This window comes from Paenibacillus harenae (genome assembly GCF_030812415.1).
Taxonomy (GTDB): domain Bacteria; phylum Bacillota; class Bacilli; order Paenibacillales; family Paenibacillaceae; genus Pristimantibacillus; species Pristimantibacillus harenae_A.
This window is the reverse complement of record NZ_JAUSST010000005.1, coordinates 107065-128982: the sequence shown is the minus strand read 5'-3', so window position 1 is coordinate 128982 and position 21918 is coordinate 107065. Positions and strand designations below refer to the sequence as shown.

The 21918-nt window shown below is 46.8% G+C and carries 20 protein-coding genes; 2 read left to right on the top strand and 18 right to left on the bottom strand.

Features of this window, described 5'->3' with window-relative positions; all coding sequences use genetic code 11:
• Nucleotides 1-12: 12 nt before the first annotated feature.
• From J2T14_RS18725 to J2T14_RS18715, 3 genes are all read right to left on the bottom strand, one after another.
• Nucleotides 13-141, bottom strand: coding sequence for a hypothetical protein (locus tag J2T14_RS18725; protein WP_307473144.1), 129 nt, complete (start codon nt 139-141; stop codon nt 13-15).
• Nucleotides 138-1313: a glycosyltransferase family 4 protein gene (locus J2T14_RS18720; RefSeq protein ID WP_307473142.1), complete on the bottom strand. Its 1176-nt coding sequence runs from the start codon at nt 1311-1313 to the stop codon at nt 138-140. Before J2T14_RS18720 ends, J2T14_RS18725 begins: the two co-directional genes overlap by 4 nt.
• A 160-nt stretch (nt 1314-1473) precedes the next feature.
• Nucleotides 1474-2334 carry a LysR family transcriptional regulator gene (locus tag J2T14_RS18715; RefSeq protein ID WP_307473140.1) on the bottom strand — a complete coding sequence of 287 codons (861 nt, stop codon included), beginning with the start codon at nt 2332-2334 and terminating at the stop codon, nt 1474-1476.
• 162 nt (nt 2335-2496) lie between these two features.
• Between J2T14_RS18715 and J2T14_RS18710 the strand changes: the two genes are divergently transcribed.
• Complete coding sequence (locus J2T14_RS18710) at nt 2497-3588, top strand: NADH:flavin oxidoreductase (protein ID WP_307473139.1); 1092 nt, start codon at nt 2497-2499, stop codon at nt 3586-3588.
• 280 nt (nt 3589-3868) lie between these two features.
• Here J2T14_RS18710 and J2T14_RS18705 read toward each other — a convergent pair whose 3' ends face one another.
• Complete coding sequence (locus J2T14_RS18705; RefSeq protein WP_307473137.1) at nt 3869-4789, bottom strand: alpha/beta hydrolase family protein; 921 nt, start codon at nt 4787-4789, stop codon at nt 3869-3871.
• Nucleotides 4790-4917: 128 nt separating this feature from the next.
• On the opposite strand from J2T14_RS18705, the gene J2T14_RS18700 reads away from it, so the two are divergent.
• The gene (locus tag J2T14_RS18700; RefSeq protein ID WP_307473135.1) at nt 4918-5388 is read left to right on the top strand and encodes a MarR family winged helix-turn-helix transcriptional regulator; all 471 of its coding nucleotides are present in this window, start codon (nt 4918-4920) and stop codon (nt 5386-5388) included.
• 393 nt (nt 5389-5781) lie between these two features.
• On the opposite strand, the gene J2T14_RS18695 is transcribed toward J2T14_RS18700, so the two are convergent.
• The 14 genes from J2T14_RS18695 to J2T14_RS18630 all read right to left on the bottom strand — a co-directional run bounded on the left by J2T14_RS18695 (nt 5782) and on the right by J2T14_RS18630 (nt 21896).
• The gene (locus J2T14_RS18695; RefSeq protein ID WP_307473133.1) at nt 5782-6384 is read right to left on the bottom strand and encodes a class I SAM-dependent methyltransferase; all 603 of its coding nucleotides are present in this window, start codon (nt 6382-6384) and stop codon (nt 5782-5784) included.
• Nucleotides 6385-6442: 58 nt separating this feature from the next.
• A complete protein-coding gene (locus tag J2T14_RS18690; protein WP_307473131.1) occupies nt 6443-7213 on the bottom strand; it encodes an ABC transporter permease in 771 nt (256 codons plus the stop codon).
• Nucleotides 7206-8126: an ABC transporter ATP-binding protein gene (locus tag J2T14_RS18685; protein ID WP_307473129.1), complete on the bottom strand. Its 921-nt coding sequence runs from the start codon at nt 8124-8126 to the stop codon at nt 7206-7208. The genes J2T14_RS18690 and J2T14_RS18685 overlap by 8 nt, the downstream gene beginning before the upstream one ends.
• Nucleotides 8127-8159: 33 nt before the next feature.
• A complete protein-coding gene (locus J2T14_RS18680) occupies nt 8160-9671 on the bottom strand; it encodes an alpha/beta hydrolase family protein (RefSeq protein WP_307473127.1) in 1512 nt (503 codons plus the stop codon).
• A 103-nt stretch (nt 9672-9774) separates the two neighbouring features.
• Entirely contained in the window at nt 9775-10698 is a 924-nt protein-coding gene (locus tag J2T14_RS18675) for a sensor histidine kinase (RefSeq protein WP_307473124.1), read from the bottom strand.
• A 13-nt stretch (nt 10699-10711) separates the two neighbouring features.
• The gene (locus J2T14_RS18670) at nt 10712-11401 is read right to left on the bottom strand and encodes a response regulator transcription factor (protein ID WP_307473122.1); all 690 of its coding nucleotides are present in this window, start codon (nt 11399-11401) and stop codon (nt 10712-10714) included.
• 357 nt (nt 11402-11758) lie between these two features.
• A complete protein-coding gene (locus J2T14_RS18665; RefSeq protein ID WP_307473120.1) occupies nt 11759-13333 on the bottom strand; it encodes a response regulator in 1575 nt (524 codons plus the stop codon).
• Nucleotides 13326-15227, bottom strand: a complete 1902-nt coding sequence (locus J2T14_RS18660) for a sensor histidine kinase (RefSeq protein WP_307473830.1) — start codon at nt 15225-15227, stop codon at nt 13326-13328. The genes J2T14_RS18665 and J2T14_RS18660 overlap by 8 nt, the downstream gene beginning before the upstream one ends.
• Nucleotides 15228-15262: 35 nt before the next feature.
• Nucleotides 15263-16975 carry an extracellular solute-binding protein gene (locus J2T14_RS18655; protein ID WP_307473118.1) on the bottom strand — a complete coding sequence of 571 codons (1713 nt, stop codon included), beginning with the start codon at nt 16973-16975 and terminating at the stop codon, nt 15263-15265.
• Between the two features lie 250 nt (nt 16976-17225).
• Nucleotides 17226-18131: a LysR family transcriptional regulator gene (locus tag J2T14_RS18650; protein ID WP_307473116.1), complete on the bottom strand. Its 906-nt coding sequence runs from the start codon at nt 18129-18131 to the stop codon at nt 17226-17228.
• Nucleotides 18116-19018: a LysR family transcriptional regulator gene (locus J2T14_RS18645; protein WP_307473114.1), complete on the bottom strand. Its 903-nt coding sequence runs from the start codon at nt 19016-19018 to the stop codon at nt 18116-18118. The genes J2T14_RS18650 and J2T14_RS18645 overlap by 16 nt, the downstream gene beginning before the upstream one ends.
• A gap of 497 nt (nt 19019-19515) precedes the next feature.
• On the bottom strand, nt 19516-19686 hold the full coding sequence (locus tag J2T14_RS18640) for a hypothetical protein (protein WP_307204371.1): 171 nt from the start codon (nt 19684-19686) through the stop codon (nt 19516-19518).
• Between the two features lie 104 nt (nt 19687-19790).
• Nucleotides 19791-20564 (bottom strand): hydrolase, encoded by a 774-nt coding sequence (locus J2T14_RS18635; protein ID WP_444939712.1) that lies wholly within the window; start codon nt 20562-20564, stop codon nt 19791-19793.
• A gap of 333 nt (nt 20565-20897) precedes the next feature.
• The gene (locus J2T14_RS18630; protein WP_307473112.1) at nt 20898-21896 is read right to left on the bottom strand and encodes a type I glyceraldehyde-3-phosphate dehydrogenase; all 999 of its coding nucleotides are present in this window, start codon (nt 21894-21896) and stop codon (nt 20898-20900) included.
• Nucleotides 21897-21918: the final 22 nt, after the last annotated feature.

Below are 21918 nucleotides of genomic sequence, written 5' to 3'. Positions count from 1 at the left end.
AATTTTAACTCATTATCGTCTGTTCGGCTCTACCGTTAATGGAACGTCCGGTGTTATGGAAGGACGGCCAATGGACAGGCGAGCCAAGGATGCCCCGGTGACCAACCCGACATATCCCGTACCAATGACTGTAATGTTCAAGCGGATTCACCTTCTCCCTGAATGTGCCCTCTTCCCGCTTCCTCCGGATTCTGCTCCGCTTTCACAATCTGCCGACACTGGGCGTAAATCGACTCCATTGCTTTATCCCAGGTGCGGGATTGCGCAAGTTCCCTAGCCTCCGTACGGAACAATTGCCATTTGTCCGGTTCGTCGAACCAGTCGTCCAAAGCCGCAAGAAAGCTCTCTACATTTCCCGCTTGAGCGTGTAAGCCGGTTTTTCCATGCTGGACAATCTCGGTCACGCCTCCTCTATCGGCTACTACTGCAGGCAGACCGGAGGCCGCGGCCTCCAATACGACGTTGCCGAATGTTTCCGTGGCGGAGGGAAAAACGAATAAGTCGGAGGATGCATACCATTCGGCAAGTTCTTCCCCGTCCCGGTAGCCGGTAAAGGTGACATTTTGCGGAGCTTCCCGCAGGCCTTGTTCCATCATCGGACCATCGCCAACGACAAGCCAATGCACTTGTCCGCGAATGCGGTCCGGCAACCGATGCATTAATTGAAGCAAAACATCCAGGTCTTTCTCCGGAGCCAGCCGACCGACGAATAGCAGAAGATATCGCTCCTTGATTCCGTAAAGCTCGCGAACACGGTTGGAACGCTTCGCAGGCGTGAACCTGTCGCAGTCAACTCCCCGCGACCATAGCTCAAGATCGCTCAATCCCTTGGATTGCAATAGATGAATGGTTTCCTGCGAAGGAGCGAAGATGGCGCGGCAGTTACGATGAAACCACTTCATGTAAGACCAATACCAGGAATGCGCGAACGGAAACCAATAAGATTCGAGATACTGGTCGAAATGGGTATGATAGGAGGCAACTATGGGGATATGAAGTTTCTGAGCGGCATACATACCGGCGAGACCTACATTAAATGGAGTGGCGATATGAACAATATCGGGTTTGAATTGAGATAGTTCTTTGCGTATACGCAGCAAGTTTGGAATAACGAATCGATGTTCCGGATAAGCCCAGAAGGGAATACTGGTCAACCTGCACACCGGATCCTCATAGACAGGCTCCGGTTCCGTGGGCACGAACAGCTTGCAGTCAACCCCATGAATGGACAAGTAGTCGGTCCAACGCTTCAAGGTAAGCGCGACGCCATTGACCTGGGGGACAAACGTGTCTGAAAAAACAGCAATCCTCATCAATTCACTCCCTTTTTCAGATCTATCCCAAAGGTAGCTCATTTTCGTTATCGCTGGTTTATCGCCAAGTAATTTTTTTAATAATTTTCGCACTACTCGTCCGTCTTCAGCTTATAAAGCCAAACGAATGTAGAGTACTAAGCCGGATTGGTTCTCTCCATTAAATACCCGCCCCTCTGACACAATCAGCGAAGGCTGCAAACGCTTTGCTGCTGAACTGTTCTTTTCGGGTAACCAGCCTCGTTGTCACGAAACGGTATCGTTCGGGAACCGGATGCGTTATTAATCGTTCGTCATCCCCGGCAATGGCTGATTCGGTTAAAAGCGTGTAACCGATTCCTGCCCGTACGCAATTCAGCATCGTATCCAGCGTACTCACCTCAATCATATTTACGGACGATATCCCCTGGCCGCGGAGCCAATCCACGCTTGCGGCGCGCAACGGGCAACCCTTCGGAAAAACCACCCATGTCGCATTCGCAACATCGGGAGGCACGGCTTTTCCGGCGGCGTTCGTCAGGAGGATCACCTCTTCCCGAATCTCATGAGCGACCTTTAGCGGAGCCAGATCGAATTCTCCTGTGAAGAAAGCTCCGTCCAACTCGCGGTTCAGCACTTTCTCGTAATTTTGAGGCGATGTTCCGGTGACAAGAGACAACGCAACTTCAGGGTGTTTTTTTTGAAAATCGGATAACGCTCGTATAAAAGGAGGGGTGGACGCAACGGTCTCCACAACGCCGATCGTGAGCGGACCGCTCGGATATTCAGGCTCTTGGACGAACATTATCGCTTCCTCAACCTTATTCAGAATGTCAGAGGCATATTGGCTGAAGACGAGCCCTTTCTCGGTCGGCAAGACGCCTTTCGGAGTTCTGTGGAAAAGCCGGACTCCGAGCTCCAACTCCATTTTGCGAACTCGCATCGTGATGTTCGACTGAACATAATCCAGCTTCTCCGCTGCGCGGGTGATACTGCCCTCTTGTATGATGGCCATAAGTATTTTGAGATCGGTTAACTCCACTCGAGAACCTCCGTTCGTTGGTATGACATCAATAATTTTGATACTGTCATCATTAATGATCATTTTACTATATAGAATTATCCGATTACTATAAAGCCAAGAAATAGATCGTACGGTGTGGAGTATGGGTACTGACACCGTACATCGAGGAGGAAATCAAATATGGGTAACTATGCTCATCTTTTTTCAACATTTCAATTGGGTTCGCTGCGTTTGCCGAATCGGTCCGTGCTATCTCCGATGACACGGACGAGCGCAGAGCCCTCTGGGCTCGCGAATGGGCGTATGGCCCGGTATTATGCCCGTTTTGCAAAAGGGGGATTCGGTCTCATCATTACGGAAGGCCTCTATCCCGATGCGATAAGCAGCCGAAGTTATGAGAACCAGCCCGGCCTGGCAAATGAAGCGCAAGCTGATTCCTGGAGACCTATCGTCCACGCTGTACAGGGCGCAGGAGGCAAGATTGTCGCGCAGCTGATGCATGCAGGCGCGTTGGTCCAGCATGACGGATTTACACCGATCGCTCCATCCGCCGTGAAGCCCGCAGGTACGATGCTGGAAGATCACGGCGGGAGCGGAGAGTTTGCCATACCGAGAGCCATGACCCGAGTGGAGATCCGCAACGTGATCGAGAGTTTCGCTCAAGCTGCCTTTCGCGCTAAAAAAGTCGGATTCGACGGAGTCGAAGTCCATGCAGCGAACGGCTACCTGCTTGATCAATTCATCACGGATTACACAAACCTGAGAACCGATGAGTATGGCGGCTCAACGGAGGGGCGTGTCCGCATCGTAGTGGAAGTCCTGAAAGCCATTCGCGCCGTCGTGGGTCCTGACTTCATGGTCGGCGTCCGCATCTCCCAAGGTAAGGTAAACGATTTTCATCACAAGTGGGCTGGCAGAGAGAGGGATGCCCGGATTATTTTCGAGCATTTGACAGCGGCTGCTCCCGATTACATCCATACGACCGAATATAAAGCGTTTGCCCCGGCTTTTGCGGATGACGGGCCTACACTTGCCAAGTTGGCCAAACAATATAGCGGCCTTCCCGTCATTGCCAATGGCAAGTTAGGACAACCGGACAAAGCGGAATTTCTCTTGGAGAATGATCATGCGGATCTTGTAGCAATCGGTACGAGCGCACTGGTCAATCCAGACTGGGTGAACAAAGTACGCGCAGGCAGTGCATTGCATGTATTCGACCATCATTTTCTGCAGCCAATTGCAACGCTTAAGGAGGAGGAGGTTGGAGTGTAGGGCGGTACCGGGATTAATCCTGCGCCTCCATTTCTCGATTTCGGGCTATGAAAAGCCCTCTTGGCACGAAACAACCGCATAAAAGAGCGAACACCTTATGAGTGTCCGCCCGATGAGCAGTTGTGTATTTTTATCACTGGAAAATAAAGTTCTTCTAAACTCGAGATCTCTTCCTTTTACAGCAACCTTGCAAGCGCAATTTGTGCGCGTGTAATGCCTCGGCCCACGTTAGCTTCCGCCACTCTTTCGTGGCTGTCAGCTCGATACGCTCGTCAGACCCTTACTTGGACTCGATGCGACCCAACGGGATGGCGCTCTCTTCCAGAGCGGCGTAAGCTGCCGGCCAGCTGGAATCGTCGAGGTCGAGCGCGTTGCGAAGGTAAGCCCACGTAAGCCGCCGGAGCAGGGCGACTCGTTCGGGGTTCTCATCCGTCGTTTCCGTGATATTGTACCCAGCGATTCCGCCAAGAGAGTGTTCTGCCCCGAAGAGGGTGAGCAGGCTCTTGCTGCCCGGGCTCAGGAAGTACGGGTCGGTGAACCAATCCGGCCCCCGAGTGGACAGTAAGGACTGGTCATGGTCCCCCGCTACCACGAGGGTCGGCATGCTCATCTCCGCGAAGCTCGGGTTCATGAAGGGGAAGTGCTCTGCCGCGAACGGACTCAAGTCAGCTCCGCCATTGCCAGTCGTGGCAAGCAATACACCCGCCTTGATCCGCGAGTCGGACATGTCCTCTCCCGGTTCGCCGTGGGCATCGAGGACTCGCGCGCCGAGCAGCATGCTCACCGTTTGGCCTCCCCAGGAGTGTCCGGCTGCGGCGATGCGGCTTCGATCGAGGCGCCCACTGAGGCTGGGAACGGAAGCTTCAATGAGATCAAGCTGGTCGAGGATGCGCTTCATGTCCTCGACTCGGAAACGCCAGATCAGTGGTGTACGGGGATCGTCAGGAGGAAGGTTCAGCGTCCTCGAGTCGAGATGGGTGGGTTGAATGACCACGAAGCCGTGAGCAGCCCAGAAGTCCACCAACGGTCCATAGCCGTCCAACGACGATCCAAAGCCGTGCGAGAAAACAATAATAGGCAATTCGCGCCCAATCTCGGGCGCAGACACTCGCACTTGCAGATCCTCACCACGGCCCGGGGCTGATAGCACTACCGGCTTCATCGAGACGACTGGAGTAGGCGCATTAACGTTGATTTTCATAATAAATGTTCCTTTCTTGGAGAAAGATTGGCCAAACCGTTTCTCGGAGGAAGCTATTGGTTGATATATCAACCTAGGCCTACTGTAACACATTGTGGTTGACACGTCAACTATGCTATTATGTTCCTATGGATAAGAACGAGCTAAACGAAGAGGAAATGCGAATATGGCATATGTGGAAAGGCTCCTTTCAGAGCATCTTCGGTCGCGTAGTAAAGGAGATGTCCGAGCACACAGGACTATCAGAGGGTGATTATGGAGTATTGGATCGGTTAGTCCTTTTGGGGAACGGCAGCCTTCGCCAACAGGAATTGGCCCACTCGATGGACTGGGATAAGAGTCGATTGTCACATCATCTGACGCGGATGGAGAAACGCGGACTTGTGACGAGGAAACCATTAGACACAGATCGCGGTGTTCAAGTCATCATCACTTCCGCTGGAAAATCGGCATTGGATGATGCCCGTCCCATAGTCTCCAAGGCAATACGCAAATATTTTCTTGATCAATTAACCGATCAAGACATTGAGTCGATTACTAAGCTGGCGGAAAGAACAAAAACAGGGTCTTCAGCGTCTTGTAATGCCCCGCCGCCCTGATCATGAAGTCGATAAGTTGATCAGCGGTTCCCTTCCAGAGATCGAACTTGACCCGACTGTTTTGAACTGGCCCCTTCCGCCAAAACGGCAGAGGGGGCTTTTGCTTTCCGCAAGCAAGAGCCCCCTCTAGGTACCGCATCGTTCTATGTTGGATTTTTGCAATAACTTTGGGCGGAATGAATGGTGGCGGGGAGCTATGTTGGATTTTTCGCAGCAACTTTGAGCGTTTGACGGCTTTTGCGTGCAAAGCAGAGGTCTATGTTGCGAATATCCAATATAGCTCTCGATATGGCGCGAAACAGTCTAAAGTTACTGCAATAATCCAGTTTAGCCATTTCGCACATCCCACGCCATGAACAAACCCTTCGGCAAACACTTTTGAGACTTAAAAATCTATCTTTGAGAATCAAGAATAAACATAGATGCATCTTGTCCCATGAATAGTTTGCTTCCGGTATAAAAAGTTTTGGATTGAATATTGCTGTACCCTATTTTGGTCATCATGTCAGTTAGCTTTACTTGATCAAATCCGTTATGAACGATATCTGAAACTACATTCTCATTTTCATTAAAATCTACGATGATTAAATGTCCTCCTTCATTTAGAACATCAAATAATCTTGATAAAACGAATTCAACATCGTTAATATGGAGTAGAACCTGAGCCATAAAAATATAGTCGGCATGCAAATCCGATAGGTCTTCCTTTTCAAAATCAAAGCATAATGTAGCTGCATTCTCAATATTAAAATCGGAAATTTTCTGCTTTATTTGATTAATCATGTTTTGTGATGTATCCAGAAAAAGCACGGAATTAAAATCGTTTAACAAGTTCATTCCGACAAGACCAGTTCCACACCCAAAATCAATAGCATTCTTACTATTAGCGTCAACTAAATATTCACGAATGGCATCTGATGATACCTTTGCTACTTGGATTCTTTCAGGTGTGTCATATGTATTAGCTATCATTTCAAACTTATCCGTATTTCCCATTATTACCTCTCCCATCTGTCTTAATCTTTTTTTTCATGCCCGTTTAGCTTATAACAATTCAAGAACCGCTGTGAATTTCAGCATTCTTGTAATAGGTGATGCAGAATAACAGGGAAACAATAAATGTAGCTGCGAGAATTACCGTTCCAGATCCCACATAAGGATTGGGGCCGTTATCAGCCAGCCCTTGAGCCAATTCCCGAACTGGCCAATAAGGCATAAACCAGGGGAAAAGAATGCCATCCATGCCATGTCCCATTTCTCCGAAGAGGGTGACGATTGTCGCAAAACCGCCCAGCACCGCCGCAGGGATTACACTCTTGCCAACCATGCTCAGAGCTGCTGCCACTGGCACTGTGCCAAATGAGAGTAAGCAAGCCAGCAGATTCATTCGGATTCCTGACCAAACGATTTCAAAATCGGTTTGTTGCGTGAATGACGCGATCAAGCCGGTCGCTGTTACCGTAACGCATGAGATAGCTGAAGTCAAGACAATCAGCAATAGCACGGTTACCAGTTTAGCAAAGAGAATCCTTACCCGGGGGATCGGATATGAAAACAGCTGATTGATCGTACGTTCCTGATATTCGCGCGATAAGATATAGCCTGTAATAAGGGCGAATAGGAACGGCGCTAAAATGGTAATCGTCATCCCCTGCCGATAAAACATATCCTGCACGTCAAAACCTGCTGCGGTACCCTTGGGTGTTACTCTCGGCAAGAACGCGTAGAGAGATACAAGGTTTGCCGGTATTCCGCCAAGAAAAACCAACCAAAGGATCTTTGTATTCTTCAGCTTCGTCATTTCAGCATAGATAAGATTAATCAAGCCTTTCCCCTCCTGTGATCTTAAGATAATAGTCCTCCAGGCTGTCTCCCGATAACATAATCTCCCTTACGCCGACCCCGTTGTTCGCAAGCAGCATAGTGACCTGATCCGGCTGCCCCATATGTTCGTAAAGGCGCAGGACGCCCGAACCAGCTGCGACATAATCGGTTATTCCCAGCTTCTGTTCCAAAATAAAAGCGGCTTTCCTCTCATCTGTCACCTTCAGTTGAAGATAGTGCCGGGTCTTTTTTTGCAAGGTTTCGCGGTCAATTTCTTCAAGTAACTTTCCTTGGTGAATAATGCCGATTTTATTGGCCAATAACTCGATTTCACTTAGCTGATGACTAGATATTAAAAACGAAATGCCGCGCTTGCTGGCTAGCTCCAGGAATAGCTGCCGCATTTCTTTCATTCCCCCAGGATCCAAACCATTCGTTGGTTCGTCCAATATGAGAAGTTCGGGGTGATGTAGCAAAGCGCGGGCAATGCCGAGCCGCTGTTTCATTCCGAGCGAATAATTTTTTACCGGTTGCTTTTTGGCATCAAGCAATCCGACGGTCGACAAAACATCGTCAATGCATTCTTTGTTGCCCATGCCCATTAGCCGGCGATGGATTTCCAGATTATCGGCCGCGTTCAAATTATGATAGAACCCCGGATATTCGATGATGGAGCCGATACGCTCCATCGCTTTATTGTTGTTCCCCTGCAATGTGGCGCCGAACAATTCGATTTCTCCCGCCGACGGACGAACAAGGCCCATCATCATTCGCAATGTCGTGGTTTTTCCTGCTCCGTTTTGCCCGAGAAATCCGTAAACGTCGCCGGCTTTTACATTCATATTCACGTCGGCAATGACCTCTCTTGCGCCATAACGTTTGGACAGATGATGGGTTCGCAATATATAACTCACAAGAAAACCTCCCAATTCATTACTCCAACTGCTTTATGGAAACCTGACTTTTTGCAGTTTTGGATATTGGCGAAGCACAGATTCCAACGATTCCCCGGTTTCGTTCTTCAAATGCTGATCAAAAAATGCCAACGTTACCGACTTTGCAATCTCCAAACATTCTTCGGATGACGTTTCACCGTTGATGCCTATGAAGCGATGGAACCCTTTGCCCATAAAAAGTCCGACCTCCGCAAATTTCATATGGGCGCTGCCTTCGACCATGAATAAGCTGTCGGATGCTTTCAAGGTTTCGGCATGAGCAATGGCGGCTTGTTCTTGTTTCTTGTAAATATCGATATAGGCTTTTTTGCTTCCATATGACGATGCCATGGCTTCCTGATCTTCGGCAGGCATATCCTCGAGTTTGATCATCGGGGCTGAACGGTTCACGATCGCTTGAACATGTTCTTCATCATTAGCAAGCATTAGAAGAGGAGCTACACCCTTCGTGTCCTTAGGAACCGTATAAACCGCGCCATCTAAATTAATAGCGGCCTTTATTCTGCTATCGTTGATTGCCAAGTTATATGCCGCCGCGCCGCCCAGAGAATGGCCTGCGACGCCTATATGTTCCATATCGAGTTTTCCTGCAAAAATCGAAGCCGTTTCTCCATCGTTCATTTCATCCAGCATATCGATCACAAAGCCGACATCATCCGCCATAATTTGGGTAATGATATCCAGTGGATCGCCTTGATCAAAGTTTACCGTAGCATCCCGATCCGTTACAATCCTGCCGGGAAGCTCGGTTGCAGACGATACGTAGGTATGATTGACGGCAGCGACAACATATCCCCGACTTGCCAAATCCTCGCATTGGGACGTGTGCACTTCCATTGTCGTCCCGCCGCCATGGGAGAACAAAATCACCGGATAGTTCTCTTGGTCTTGAGACAATTGCAAGCCCTCTTGCGAATGCGTTTTAACCCGTCGCAAATGGCTGAACAGATAATCAGGCATATGGTATCCTGCGGTAAATGTTTTGATAAGCTCGGGAGAATCGTGAAAATAAGCAGCATATGGCATGGTTTTATCCTCTATCGCGGGATAATATATTTTAACCGCCAATTCCCTCTTGTCGAGCGATCCCTTCAAAAAAGGTTCTACGCGGGTTTCATCCGTAAGGTGAACGTATTGTACGCCTACACCATAATCTCCTGTAGGGGCCGGGAGCTTAAATACGGGGAGAGCATGGGACATGAGCGTCGTTAAAGCGAGGAACAGCGCTGACAAACCGATTGTAATCCCCTTCAGAATCTTTGCGATTTTGTTTTTCGAAAACTTGAGCGTCGCTCTCGCTAAAGCATAAATCGCAAACAGAAAAACAAACAGGTAAGCAAAAATCATTTGATAACGGAATCCTTCGACTACGCCGTGGAGACATAGAACAGCCCCGTTCATTCCTGCTAGTACAAGCAAAACGACCTTAGGCTGTTTCTTGCTCGGACCTATAAACAGGGCAAGCAAATTCACAACAAGTAACATAACTTCAAATACTCTCATTTGACTTCCTCCTTTTGAAGTCGAGTATACCGTCGCGTTCTAACATGCCGTTCTCGTTTTTCTAACAAAGTTCTTAAATGTTCAATCAGCCAGGTTACCGCGCTCAACCCTTGATCAGGCTAAATGAAAAAACGGTTTTCTCGCCCAGATTGCTTGATACGGTGATTTGACCGCCTTGTTTTTCGACCAAGTTCTTCGTAATGGTAAGACCCAATCCTGTTCCGCGAAGGGATGCATTTCTTGATGCCTCTCCTGTATAAAAGCGCTCAAAAACGCGAGGTAAGTCTTGTTGCGATATCCCTTTCCCGCGATCCCATATATCTACCCAAACAAAATCCGATTCCTCCCGAACGGCAATGCCAATCTCATTACCATCCTGACCGTAACGCAAAGCATTTGTTAACAGGTTCTCTAATACGCGTCGCAGATGCACCTGATCGCTCATGACATAGAGAGGGGAATCCGGAATGTTAACCGTGGGCGTAAGCGCCGCTTTCTGAAAATCCGGATAAAACCCAAGCAAAACTTCCTGCACGATATCTTTCAAATTGAGTTTATGAAGTTCGGTTAGAGAGTCATCGGCTTCTAGTTTTGCAAGTTCAAAAAACTCCTGCAATCGTTCATGCAACGAGTTGCCTTTGTCCGCGACTATGCGGATGAAATGGTTTCTTTCTTCATCGGTAAGTGTCCTATCAAAGCGTAAGGCTTCCATATATCCCAGCAGAGAGGTTAGCGGCGTACGCAGATCATGCGATATGCTTGCAACCATTTGTTTGCGTTCTTCCTCCAGAAATTGAATGCGCTCGAAGGTTTTTTGAAAGTTGTCGATTAGGCGATTTAATTCTCCGCCTAAGTCCCGGGCAGGCTTTTGTGACACATGCAGGCGATAACGCAAGTTTGGATTACCGGCCCGGATTTCCTCCGTTGTCCGAGTGATCCTTTTTATTTCATTAAGCAAGCTAAGGTGTCTGAATAGGATTAAGAAACAACATAGAATGAGGACGATAACGAGAATCTGAAGCAACATATTTAGCCCCCCTCTACCCAAGCTTATATCCAAATCCCCATACCGTTTGAATATGGACGGGATTGGACGGGTCTTTTTCTATTTTCGCCCGCAGCCTGTTTATGTGCACCATAACCGTATTATCGTCAGATATGCTTTCCTCCTGCCAGACCCTTTCGAATATTTGCGATTTCGTAAAAACTCGGGTGGGGTTGGTTAAAAATAGCTTTAGTATAGCAAATTCCTTTGCAGTCAAAGGTCTCTTAAGTCCGGCGACCTTGACTTCAAATGTATGTATATGAAGTTCCAAGTCTCCATGCACGATAACCTTGTCCTCAGCACCGGCAGCATCCGGATTAAATTCCATATAGCGTCGAAGCTGGGCTTTAACCCTCGCAATAAGCTCTCCGATTGTAAACGGTTTAGTCATATAATCGTCGGCCCCAAGCTCTAGCCCCAGTATTTTATCCATCTCTCTGTCCTTAGCGGATAATATAATAACGGGGATCTTTTGCTTATCCCGGATTTTACGCAAAAGTTCCTGACCCTCAACTTTCGGAAGCATCATATCCAAAATGACAAGTTGGTATTCATAATCAGCAAGGTACGAGAGAGCTTCCTGCCCGTCATATGCGGAATGGATATCGAAGCCTTCCTTTTCCAAATATCTGCTCACGAGTTGGTTTATTTCAAGATCGTCTTCAACTACAAGAATCTTCTTCATTTACGGCCTCCATTCTTTCTACTAGCAAAGCAATCGGCCGATCCGTTGGCGGACCAACACTTGCCCCATTTTTTATTGGAGCTAGTATACCGCAACTTTTATAATAAATATAATGAATTAAAATAAAAGCCCTTTCCTATTCTGAAAAACGAAAAGAAACCGTTTCTTGGCAAATGGATTCGCCCATTTACCAAAGAAACGGTTTTTACATTTTCCTCAAGGAAGCGACGATATGGCGGCCGCCGCCATTCTCGATCCAAGCTTTCACTCCATCCTGGAAGTTCGGTTCCGTTCTCCTTTTTTCCTTTACGCTCATTATCGCTAAGAAAAGGCAGCTGACCGTTCTGGCCAGCTGCCTTAAGCTTCGCTTGAGTTATCGTCAAACAGCCTTCGCTGGCTTCGGAATTCCAGCGCTGTGATGCCTTCGGTTTCCTTGAATATTTTCATAAAATGCTTCACATTTTCGAATCCAACCTGATCACTGATTTCGTACACCTTCATATCGGAGTGCACCAGCAGCTCCTTCGCCTTGTCCAGCCTTAACCGGCGAACATAGTTCGAGAAACTCTCACCGCTATATTCTTGGAAGGCATGGCTGAAATACGAGTAATTGAGCGAGAAATGGTTGGACACGACCGCCATGTTCAAATCGTCCGCATAATGCGTCTGCAAGTAGGCGAGAACTTTTTGCATCGTATTTTGTTCCGTAGGCGGCGCTTGCTCCCTCCGATCTTGGATGAATCGATCCAGACTATCGAGAAGCTGCTCAACCGTTGCATAATAATGTTCATATCGATCAAAATTCCCGATATGGCCAACATAGGCATATCTACTTAATAGGCCAAGCACTCTATTTCCGTAGATGCGGAACACCTTGTCGAACAGCTCTTCATTGAGCAGCTGGCTGATCCGTTCCAGGTAGCCGATTTCACAGCAGCTAATAATACGAACATCTAGAATTTGATCGAGAAGCTGCTTCATTTCATTCCCGCGTCCCATTCCCATCAGATTCGATAATCGTTGAATTAACTCTACAGGAACGACATACCGCTCATTGCGCTCACTTATGCTGGTGTATTCCAGCACATCAAGTTCAGGAAGCACAATACTGTATTTCAAGGTTTGCTTCGCTTGGCTGTATGCCCTCCTTATCTGCTCTATCCCTTGAACAGACTCGCTAATCGCGATTCGCAGCTGCGACTCATGTACATTCATCCTCCACCGTTCCGCCAACTGGTAGAACAAGACCGGATCGTGCGCGATCATAATCGTTCCGCCTTCACCGTCACGCGTGAGCATCCAATCCATATGCCCTTGTAACAGCTCGGCGATTTGATTCCTGAAAGAAGCAGCATCCGTACTGCTAGGCTGTGATCCTCCTCCGCTTCGCCTAAGCAAGCCCAGCGTATATCCTGCATCCAACCAGCTATAACCGGCCTGCTTCAGCTTGTTCTGTGATATCGCATCACCCAGATCCTTCTGGGTCAAATGCTGGGTAACTAGCTCGGCAGCAACAAGGCCGGCATCTTCACCCGTCTTGTCTGCTCGCTCTTCTCTCATCCTTATGTCCCGCATTAATTGCCCCAGAACGGCAAATAACTCCTCCCGCATCACAGGCTTCACGAGATAATCCTTCACGGCACAGCGAATCGCTTTCTGCGCATAGGCGAACTCATTATAGCCAGACAACAATATAACCTCGGGTTTAACCGGTTGATCTTGCAGCTGTTCGAGCAGTTCGATCCCATCCATAATTGGCATTCGGATATCTGTGAACATAATATCCGCAGGCTCCTGGCGAAGCAGCTCCAGCGCCTCTTGTCCATTCTCGGCAAATCGGTAGTTGAACAGATGAGGAAACTGTCTCTCAATTACCGAATGCAAGCCCATCCGAATGATCTTCTCGTCGTCGACGATCAGCAAGCTAATCATAGATGTCTAATCCCCCTTCTATGACCCGGTACGGCAAAGTCATCATTATGCGTGTATAGCTTCCTTCCTGACTCTCGATCTGAATCCCATATTCCGTCCCATAGCTCATCACTAGGCGTTGGTCCACATTACGCAAACCGATCCCATTGCTGTCCTGGTTATTTTTGCGAACGAATAATTGCCGGACGTCCTGGTAAGCGGACTCTTCCATTCGGAGCATTCGATTCAATAAGCCCAGCTTCTCTTGCGGTATGCCGCAGCCGTTGTCAGTGATCTCTATGACACAAGCTTGATCACGACGGACGGCAGAGATCGTAATGACAAGATTTCCGTCGCTGGAATGCATGCGGCTCATCCCATGCTTGATTGCATTCTCGACCGCGGGCTGCAGTGACATTTTGAGCGATTCCTGCTTGAGGCATTCCGGTGCAATCGACAATCGGAGATCAAGTCTTCCATCATAACGGATGTTCATGACGGCTACATAATGCTGGACCTGCTTAATCTCATCGCTAATCATTACGTGATCCCGCTTCCATTCCATCGAATACCGCATCATACCGCCCAGCGAGGTCATTATGTCCGATATAAGGAACTGCCCTTCGATCTCCGCCAGCATCTTGACGTTCTCCAGCGTATTGTAGAGGAAGTGAGAATCGATCTGGTTCTTCAGCGCCCGAAGCTCGGCTTCTTTGCCTGCCGCCTGCCTAGTTGCCTGCTCTTGAATGAGCTCGTTAATCTTCAGAATGAGCTTGCGGTAATGCAAGCCCAGCTCTCCTACCTCATCGGTACCGGTAATCGGCGGCAGCTCGACGTCGAAGTTACCGCTTCTTACCTGTTTCATCGATTCTCTTAACGCCTTAAGCCTGCGCAAAATCATCGCCTGCATCGAGTAAGACAGCAGTACAAGAAATGCCGCTAGTAACGAAATGAGTAAAATATAACGAACTCTCGAATGATGAATGCCTTCCAACGTGTCCGCAAGACTAACCATATTGACCAGGTGCACGTCGATCGATGGAATATAGATCTGAGATGCCAAGTAGGACTGCCCATTAACCTTGAACTGTACCGTCTCGCAATCTGTATTACACGTCAGATTCACGCTGTTGATCAATTGCATCGCGCTGTGCTGCTCGAACACAGGTGAGGCCTTCAAGCTGAATACCTGTCCGCTTCTTGCTACTACGATAAGCTGGGAGTTCATGTCCTGCACGCTACTGAACGTTCCGGAGAAGAAATTCGACAGCTTCATCGATATCTCCAGAATCCCGTTATGTGTTGCGTTGTCCGCATATTTGAATTCCTGCAAGTACGTCATGAAAGGCTCATTCGACGATGTTTCGGATGGCGCACCGGTGAGGGTAACGTTCTCCTGTATCTCCCACCAGGGCAACCCGCTCTGCTTCATCACCTCATCATGCCAGGGCTTGTCCTGGATACGTGATTCCTGTAGGATGACTGGCCAAATCTCATTCACATAAGGGTTGTCCGTAAACAACCGGACATTCGCAATTCGTGGATTGTTGAACAAAAAATATTGAAAGCTGTTGACCACATTATACTTAATATGAAGAACACGCGCTGCATCCTGGATTCGTTCAATTTGCAGATAATTGTTCATTTCCCGATTGGATAACGCAAGCTGACCGGTCCATCCCATCAGCTCCATGTTATTCTCGATGTTCGTCTTCTCGACCGCCAGCGCATTCTCGTTGTTCTTCGTCAATTCTTTCATTGCCTTGGCGGACTCTTCATTGAGCGTATACCAGGAGAATAGAATAACCGGTATGATGATGACGAACACAAATGACAGAATCAGTTTCACTTGAAGCGAAAGTTTAAACGTAAATGCACTTATCCCCAATAACCGACGGATTGCAGAGAATCTCATCTCCTGCTTCACATCCTACTGCTTCCTCTATAGAACTATTGATTGAGCGATGACTTCAGTTTCTGTACATTTCGTTCATAGGCTGCTTGGCGGCTGGCTACGATGGCTTCATACTCGGGATCCTCGGTAATGCTGTTCATGAATTCGGTGAACAGTTGATCGAATTCAGCATCCGACCCCGACATCAGCAGCTTCGGCAGCGTCTCGGCCCAGAGCCGCACGTTTTGGTCTTCCGCAATACCCTCCTTCGTCGTCGGGTCCGGATCCAGATTGTCGAACTCGCTCATGCTGACCGTCTTGCCCCTCGTCCAATCGGCAATTTGTTTGGCAGGCTCGGCATCCATCCCCGTCATCCATGCTAGTTTCATGTTCGTATCCATTAGCATCCAGTACATATAAGAACTTCCGTATATGCTATCGAACGCTTTGCGGTCGGTGTTGAGCAGATGCATGACGTCGGGCAGGAACTGATCTTTGCCGTCTATCGTATCGTAGGTAACGCCCTTCTCTCCTAAGTAAAGATCCTTGTTTCCCTCTTCGCTGAGCAAATAGCTAAGGAAGGCAATTGCCCGCTTCTTATCCTTGACGTTCTTCGAGATGAGCGTCACCGTCCAACCGGAGATGCCATTTCCTGCAAGTGTTGGCGCATCATGCGCATCATTCGCCGGACCATCAATCGCGATATACACCTTATTCGGGTCCTTCTGATACAACGCTTGGTTAATCTCTGTAAAATCAGACCACTGATACAGCATGGCAAAATAGCGCCCTTGCGATATTTTTTCATCCTTTTCCAGTCGTTTTTCATCAATATAGACATCTGTCGGCATCAGCCCGTCCTCATGCGCTTGGCGGAACACCTTCAGCCATTTCAGATAGGTTGGATCGCTTCGACGGTCGTAAAGTTTGCCGTTTTTCTGCTGCGGAATTGCTAGGAAGTTCTGAAGATACGATTCCAGCGAATAGTTGCCGGTTTCCGTAAATTCATGCAGGCCGATCGGAATGAGCGGCTGGCCGTCCACTTCCGGAAATTTCTCCTTCGCAGCCTTCAGCGCGCCGAGAAACCCTTCCGGCGTGCTCATATCCGGCTTCCCAAGTGCTTCATACATGTCTTTCCGAACAACAAAGGTCTGATTAGACGTAAAAAGCTGACCGTATTTTTGATAATCCGCAGGGGATGAAGATGCGTTCGGGTAGCCATACACATTGCCGTCGGCCTGTGTATACCAGTTAAGCTTCGCGGGATCTGCGACTTTAAAGAAATAAGGATCATATTGATCCGCAAGCTCATTCAATGGAAGCACCATATCTCCCTTGATCATCTTCACCACGGAGTCCTCGTACCAGCCTAGCGTGATGAAGTCAGGGAGCGACCTAGCTGCCATCATCGTGTTGAGCTTCTCGCTGGCCTCGCCAGCAGGCACGATAAAGTTCAAGCTGACGCCCGTCTTCTTCGTTACATAATTGGAAACGACGTTGCCTCCCCACTTGCTGTTGAACCAATCGAAATTGATATACCAGTCAAACGTAATCGGTGTCGTATCCAGCTTCCATGCAGGCTCATCCTGAGAAGTTGTCTTCTTTCGAGAAGCATTTGCCTCCTTTGCCTCCATAAGATTGGCGTTGGAGTTCGTATGATCCCCGGTACTGCCATTGCTCGATGTGCCGTTGTTCCCAGAACAAGCCACTAACGTCCAACACGTCATCATAGCTAGCAACAACATTGCCGATTTACGCATTTTATTCATTCATATTGCTCCTTCGCCAGTAGATTACACATCTTAATATTCCATTATTGTAATATATATACATGTAAAAATGGGATTGCGCTTCACAACCCTCAATTTAGTATAACGTTTGCTGCAAGCAAAAGACAGGGCTTACATGGTAGGGTTACTATATTTTAGGTTTCCTGCGCCGCCAACGCGAATAAGCGAGCACGACAAGGAAATATTCCTTCGTCTTGTTCGCTTTCGGTAGCTATGATGTTCTGGTTAATTACCTTTGCGATGACCGTAGTCTGCCAACTTGTTTTGATTGTTCTAGAAAAAAATCGATACATTTCTGAACAGAAGGATTATTGTAATGAACCTTTTTAAAAATAAGCTTGATCTCACGAACAGGCGTTGGATCTACGAGACGGATCATTTTCAATTGCTGACCAGAAAAATTTTCAATTAAAGAAGCAGGTAAAATAGCTACCCCCATCTTTTGAAGTACCATAGAAAGAAGAATTGCCGTGGAAGTTGACTCAAACTTTGATTGCAAGGATTTGGCGATCTTAGCGCTGAATGTATGAAGATGCTCGATTAAACTTATATCCCCAACGAATAAGGAAGATTCCAAATCTTCTAGCTCTTGAAAAGAAACAAAGGTTCGATCTGCCCATGGATGATCCGCATAAACGACCAATGCTTGTTCTTCTTTATACAGGTGCATCATATGAATTTCTTTGTTCAAATCATGATTGTCGGTAATGCCAATATCGATGCTGCTATCCAATAATTGCTGAGATGTATTTTCTGCACTCGCGAATTTTAATGTAATATCAGGATACTGTTCATGGAATTTCAAAAAACGGGGAATTAAACTAAAAAAATCCATAGGAGAAATGCCTATCGAAAGTTTATTCTCCCGAGCCTGAGCATTGCGTAACTCGTGAGTTTCTTTCTTCGATTCTTCAATAAGCCTCATTACGGAAAGAGCTTTTTCGTAAAGTATTTCCCCGTCGGCTGTAATTTTCACCCCTCTACCCGCTCTCTCAAACAAAGGGCTTCCAACTTCTACCTCTAGAAAGCGGATCTGTTGACTTATAGTAGGTTGAGAAATCATTAAAACTTCTGCAGCCTTAGTAAAGCTTCCTTCTTTGCAAATTTGAATGAAACATTCTAATTGCCTGAACATGAAAGATTCACCTCAAACTCTCTTACATATGAATCCATCTCTTGAATGAATATGCGTACAATGGACCTCATAGTAACGGAATTAAGATATACAAGAGATATATCCCAACAAGGAATATGGCCTTCTAATTTTACAATGCGCAAAGAATCGTCCCTTAGACTTTCGAGCAAAGATATTGGTATAAGTGCTGCTCCAAGACCACGACGAACCCAATGAATCAATACTGAAGTGGAGGACGTTTCTATTATCGACTTCAAGGTAAACCCGCAAGAGAGACAATACATGTCAATTAATGATTTGTTTTGTTCTCGGAACATGATCGAATCCATTTGCTCCAAAGATCGAAAAGGAATCGAAGATTTACCGGCCAAAGGATGTTCTGAGTGAGTCAATAGCGCCAATTCTTGTTTATACAAATGAGTCGAAATGATCGAAGCTTCAGAAATGGGATATGCAGTGATTCCAATGTCTACCCTTTGTTCCAAAACTTTATTCTCGGTATCCTCTGCATCGATAATTTTCAATAAAATATTCGGGTACTTTTGGTGAAATCTCATGAAGTAAGGAGCAAGATATTCAAGTTCAGCAGGACAACATCCAATAGAAATTGTTTCTCTGGATTTATTGTTTCGGCCATATATTTCATTTCGCGCCATTTCAAGAAGATCCATAATAGTGTTTCCCTTATTCAAGAGTATTTTTCCCGCTTCCGTTACTTCAACTCCCCTACTTACCCGATCGAATAATTGAATATTATACTCGTCTTCCAAAACCCGGATTTGCTGACTTAGCGTCGGCTGAGTCACGCCTAATTCTTCTTTAGCTTTGGTGAAACTTCCCGATTTGCATATTTGAATAAAATATTCAAGTTGGCGCAATTCCATCATGTATCCCTCCTTAGTTATTCGTTCCGGCCCAACTGATCATTCGTAATAACTATAAAGATATTTCGAACAAAAAAGCGGTGCCTCATTGAGAGTGATATGCCCCCCCTTAGAATTGGCATTGGAAAAAAGCTGAGAGATAGCCGCCTTGATGGGTACTGCCGAGGAGCGTGATCGTGGTGATTGTGCTTTATAAACATTATAAGAAGAAACCTGTCATTTAATATATCCGTTAGATTTCAGGTGAAGGTTGCTGGATTTTAGGGTTGGTGCATTGGGAATACTATATGTGCAGTTTGAAAATAGGAAGAGCCCGCTTCTCGATAGGAAGCAGGCTCTTCTTTTACTAATTTTTATAAAATCGGATTACTTCTCATTCTCTGTCGTATTATAGGAGGTTGACCACTTTTGTCTTGGTGTTGTAGTTGCGGAACTATAAGGTGTGCTTGAAGGTTTCAATACGGGGCTGTTAGTTTCACTTTAACTCGGAACTCCATTGCCTATAATGCATGCTTAAATTTTTCAAGCATTAGCATTCTGCCAATATATTTTTCCATGCTCTTCAATATTTCTTCTACTTCAATTAAATAGGTTTGATCACCGAACATATTATAGAGCAGCATATAGTCATTGTATTCGTCCAGCCATTCGTTTACTTGGACTGGTGTCACTTTTCATCTACTTCCTTTCCTTGACGCAATTTATCAATCAATCGGAGTGTTGAAAAAATTCACGAAGTAAGATCTTACTTCGTGAATTTTCTCTTGTTAATCGATTAATGTCCCTCACTACCGCCGAACATTTCTTGCGAGTAAATAATACCCAGACCGTATGCGCCGCCATGTTCTTTAGCAATATCCGTTGTCGCTTTATAAGTTTCGGAACGTGCCCAGTCGCGTTGCAGTTCCAGTAGGTACTGTTCCCAAGTGATTGGCGCGGCGCCCGCTTGAATCATGCGCTCAATGGCCATATCGTGAGCTTCTTCTGTGACACCGCCTGAAGTATCGGTTACGATGTATACTTCATATCCTTGATCGATCGCGGAAAGCACGGCCGATAAGTCGCAAACCTCTGTCCATAGACCGGAAACGACAAGCTTTTTCTTACCATAGCTGTTCACTTTATCAACAACTCGTTGATCTTCCCAAGCATTCATTGTTGTGCGGTCAATTGGCTGCTGCTCAGGGAATACCGCTTGGATTTCCGGGAAAATCGGTCCGCTGAACGACTCTGCAGCAACAGTAGTTAGAACGGTTGGCACCTTGAAAGCTTTAGCTGCTTTGGCAAGTCCGGTCACGTTATTGCGCAATACCTGGATGTCAATCGATGATGTTCCAAATGCCATTTGCGGTTGGTGGTCGATCATGAGCAAGGTATGGTTCGTTGGCGTCAGCAATTTTGAAGACGGAACCGCCTTTGCCTGAATGGCAGGTGAACTAGCACCAACTGTTTCCGCCTTTGCAATGAGAGTCGCTCCGAATGCGCTTGTCGATACGACAGCAGTTAAAAGTGCTAGAGTTGTAATGCGGTTTGAAATTATTTTTTTCATGGTTATTAGCTCCTTTTATATTGAATAATAGAACAGTGTGACCCAGCCCAAGCGTCTGTTATAAGGTATTTGCCGCAACATGTGGTTAATGGTCGATAAGGATGATGGCAGAATTAGTTGCGGTAAGTAAATCAGTTTTGTCATCAAACATGAAGAATCCCTACTTTCTTTTATTAGTTTTACGACGGCTTTCGAAATAACTAGTTATGAAGTCCGTTGCATGTCTTAATAGTATGAAATCGACATATATCGATCAATTCTATTTTTTCTATACGTTCTATAGGTTGAAACTATAAGATCATTCGACTACATAGCATAAGAACTCATATCAAACTATCTCGAAACAAGAAAAGCAGCAACTTCAGCCAGCCGAGAAGCGTAACCCCACTCATTATCATACCAAGCGGCTACGGATACAAGCTCGCCCTGCACTTGCGTCAATGGCAGATCAATAATCGATGAATGAGGATCCCCTACAATACGGGAAGAGGCCCATTCACCCTCCAATATGTTTAGAACGCCCTTAAGCTCACCTTCATTAGCAGCAAGGCGGAACATTTCATTGATCTCCTGAACGGAGCATGATTTCTCTGTTATCAGATTAAGCTCCGCAATGCTGCCCGTGCGAGTTGGGATTCGGTAGGCCTTTCCAGTAATTTGGAGATCACTCCAAATAAACTTGAGAGCCTTGGCCGCCCCCGAAGATGATGGGATGATATTTTCAGCTGCTGCCCAAGAATCCCGCCGGTCCTTCATAGGCTGGTCTGTTAATGATTGTGTATTGGTATACGAATGAACCGTTGAAAACAAACCATATTTAATGCCGTAATTTTCTCTAACCAATTTCACCACTGGTGCCAGTGCATTGGTTGTACAGCTCGCCATACTGATAATTTTATGCTTCTCCGGATCGAAGCTGCCCAGATTAATCCCCTTAAGCAATACGGCGTCGCAATCCTCGAGACTTTTACTAGGTCCGCTGACAAGCACTCGCTTGGCCCCACGATCCAAGTGCAATTGTGCAACAGGTCTGGTTACGGCACGCCCCGTACAGTCAATCACCAACTCAACACCTAATTCTCTCCAATTAGGAATTTCGCTGGACGAATTCATATACCGGATTTCTCGGCCGCCTATGATGATAGCCCCTTCTCGACTGGAAACCACTTCTTGCCAACGCTTGTAATTCGTATCAACCTCGAAAAGCGCCGCAAGTGTCGATTCATCCTTAATATCAGAGATAGAATACGGTACAAAGAGCCTCTCCTGAAGTGCTGCTCTAAGTAATTGCCGACCGATTCGACCGAACCCAAATATTGCAATTTTACCCATGATATCCTCCCATTGCAGTGAA

Excerpts from the sequence above, each read along its gene's own strand:
- J2T14_RS18635 (WP_444939712.1), bottom strand. The coding sequence starts at position 20,564 with ATGAAAAAAATAATTTCAAACCGCATTACAACTCTAGCACTTTTAACT.
- J2T14_RS18645 (WP_307473114.1), bottom strand. The coding sequence starts at position 19,018 with ATGATGGAATTGCGCCAACTTGAATATTTTATTCAAATATGCAAATCG.
- J2T14_RS18630 (WP_307473112.1), bottom strand. The coding sequence starts at position 21,896 with ATGGGTAAAATTGCAATATTTGGGTTCGGTCGAATCGGTCGGCAATTA.
- J2T14_RS18705 (WP_307473137.1), bottom strand. The coding sequence starts at position 4,789 with ATGAAAATCAACGTTAATGCGCCTACTCCAGTCGTCTCGATGAAGCCG.
- J2T14_RS18670 (WP_307473122.1), bottom strand. The coding sequence starts at position 11,401 with ATGAAGAAGATTCTTGTAGTTGAAGACGATCTTGAAATAAACCAACTC.
- J2T14_RS18660 (WP_307473830.1), bottom strand. The coding sequence starts at position 15,227 with ATGAGATTCTCTGCAATCCGTCGGTTATTGGGGATAAGTGCATTTACG.
- J2T14_RS18695 (WP_307473133.1), bottom strand. The coding sequence starts at position 6,384 with ATGGGAAATACGGATAAGTTTGAAATGATAGCTAATACATATGACACA.
- J2T14_RS18680 (WP_307473127.1), bottom strand. The coding sequence starts at position 9,671 with ATGAGAGTATTTGAAGTTATGTTACTTGTTGTGAATTTGCTTGCCCTG.
- J2T14_RS18720 (WP_307473142.1), bottom strand. The coding sequence starts at position 1,313 with ATGAGGATTGCTGTTTTTTCAGACACGTTTGTCCCCCAGGTCAATGGC.
- J2T14_RS18710 (WP_307473139.1), top strand. The coding sequence starts at position 2,497 with ATGGGTAACTATGCTCATCTTTTTTCAACATTTCAATTGGGTTCGCTG.
- J2T14_RS18665 (WP_307473120.1), bottom strand. The coding sequence starts at position 13,333 with ATGATTAGCTTGCTGATCGTCGACGACGAGAAGATCATTCGGATGGGC.
- J2T14_RS18650 (WP_307473116.1), bottom strand. The coding sequence starts at position 18,131 with ATGTTCAGGCAATTAGAATGTTTCATTCAAATTTGCAAAGAAGGAAGC.
- J2T14_RS18675 (WP_307473124.1), bottom strand. The coding sequence starts at position 10,698 with ATGTTGCTTCAGATTCTCGTTATCGTCCTCATTCTATGTTGTTTCTTA.
- J2T14_RS18700 (WP_307473135.1), top strand. The coding sequence starts at position 4,918 with ATGGATAAGAACGAGCTAAACGAAGAGGAAATGCGAATATGGCATATG.
- J2T14_RS18655 (WP_307473118.1), bottom strand. The coding sequence starts at position 16,975 with ATGAATAAAATGCGTAAATCGGCAATGTTGTTGCTAGCTATGATGACG.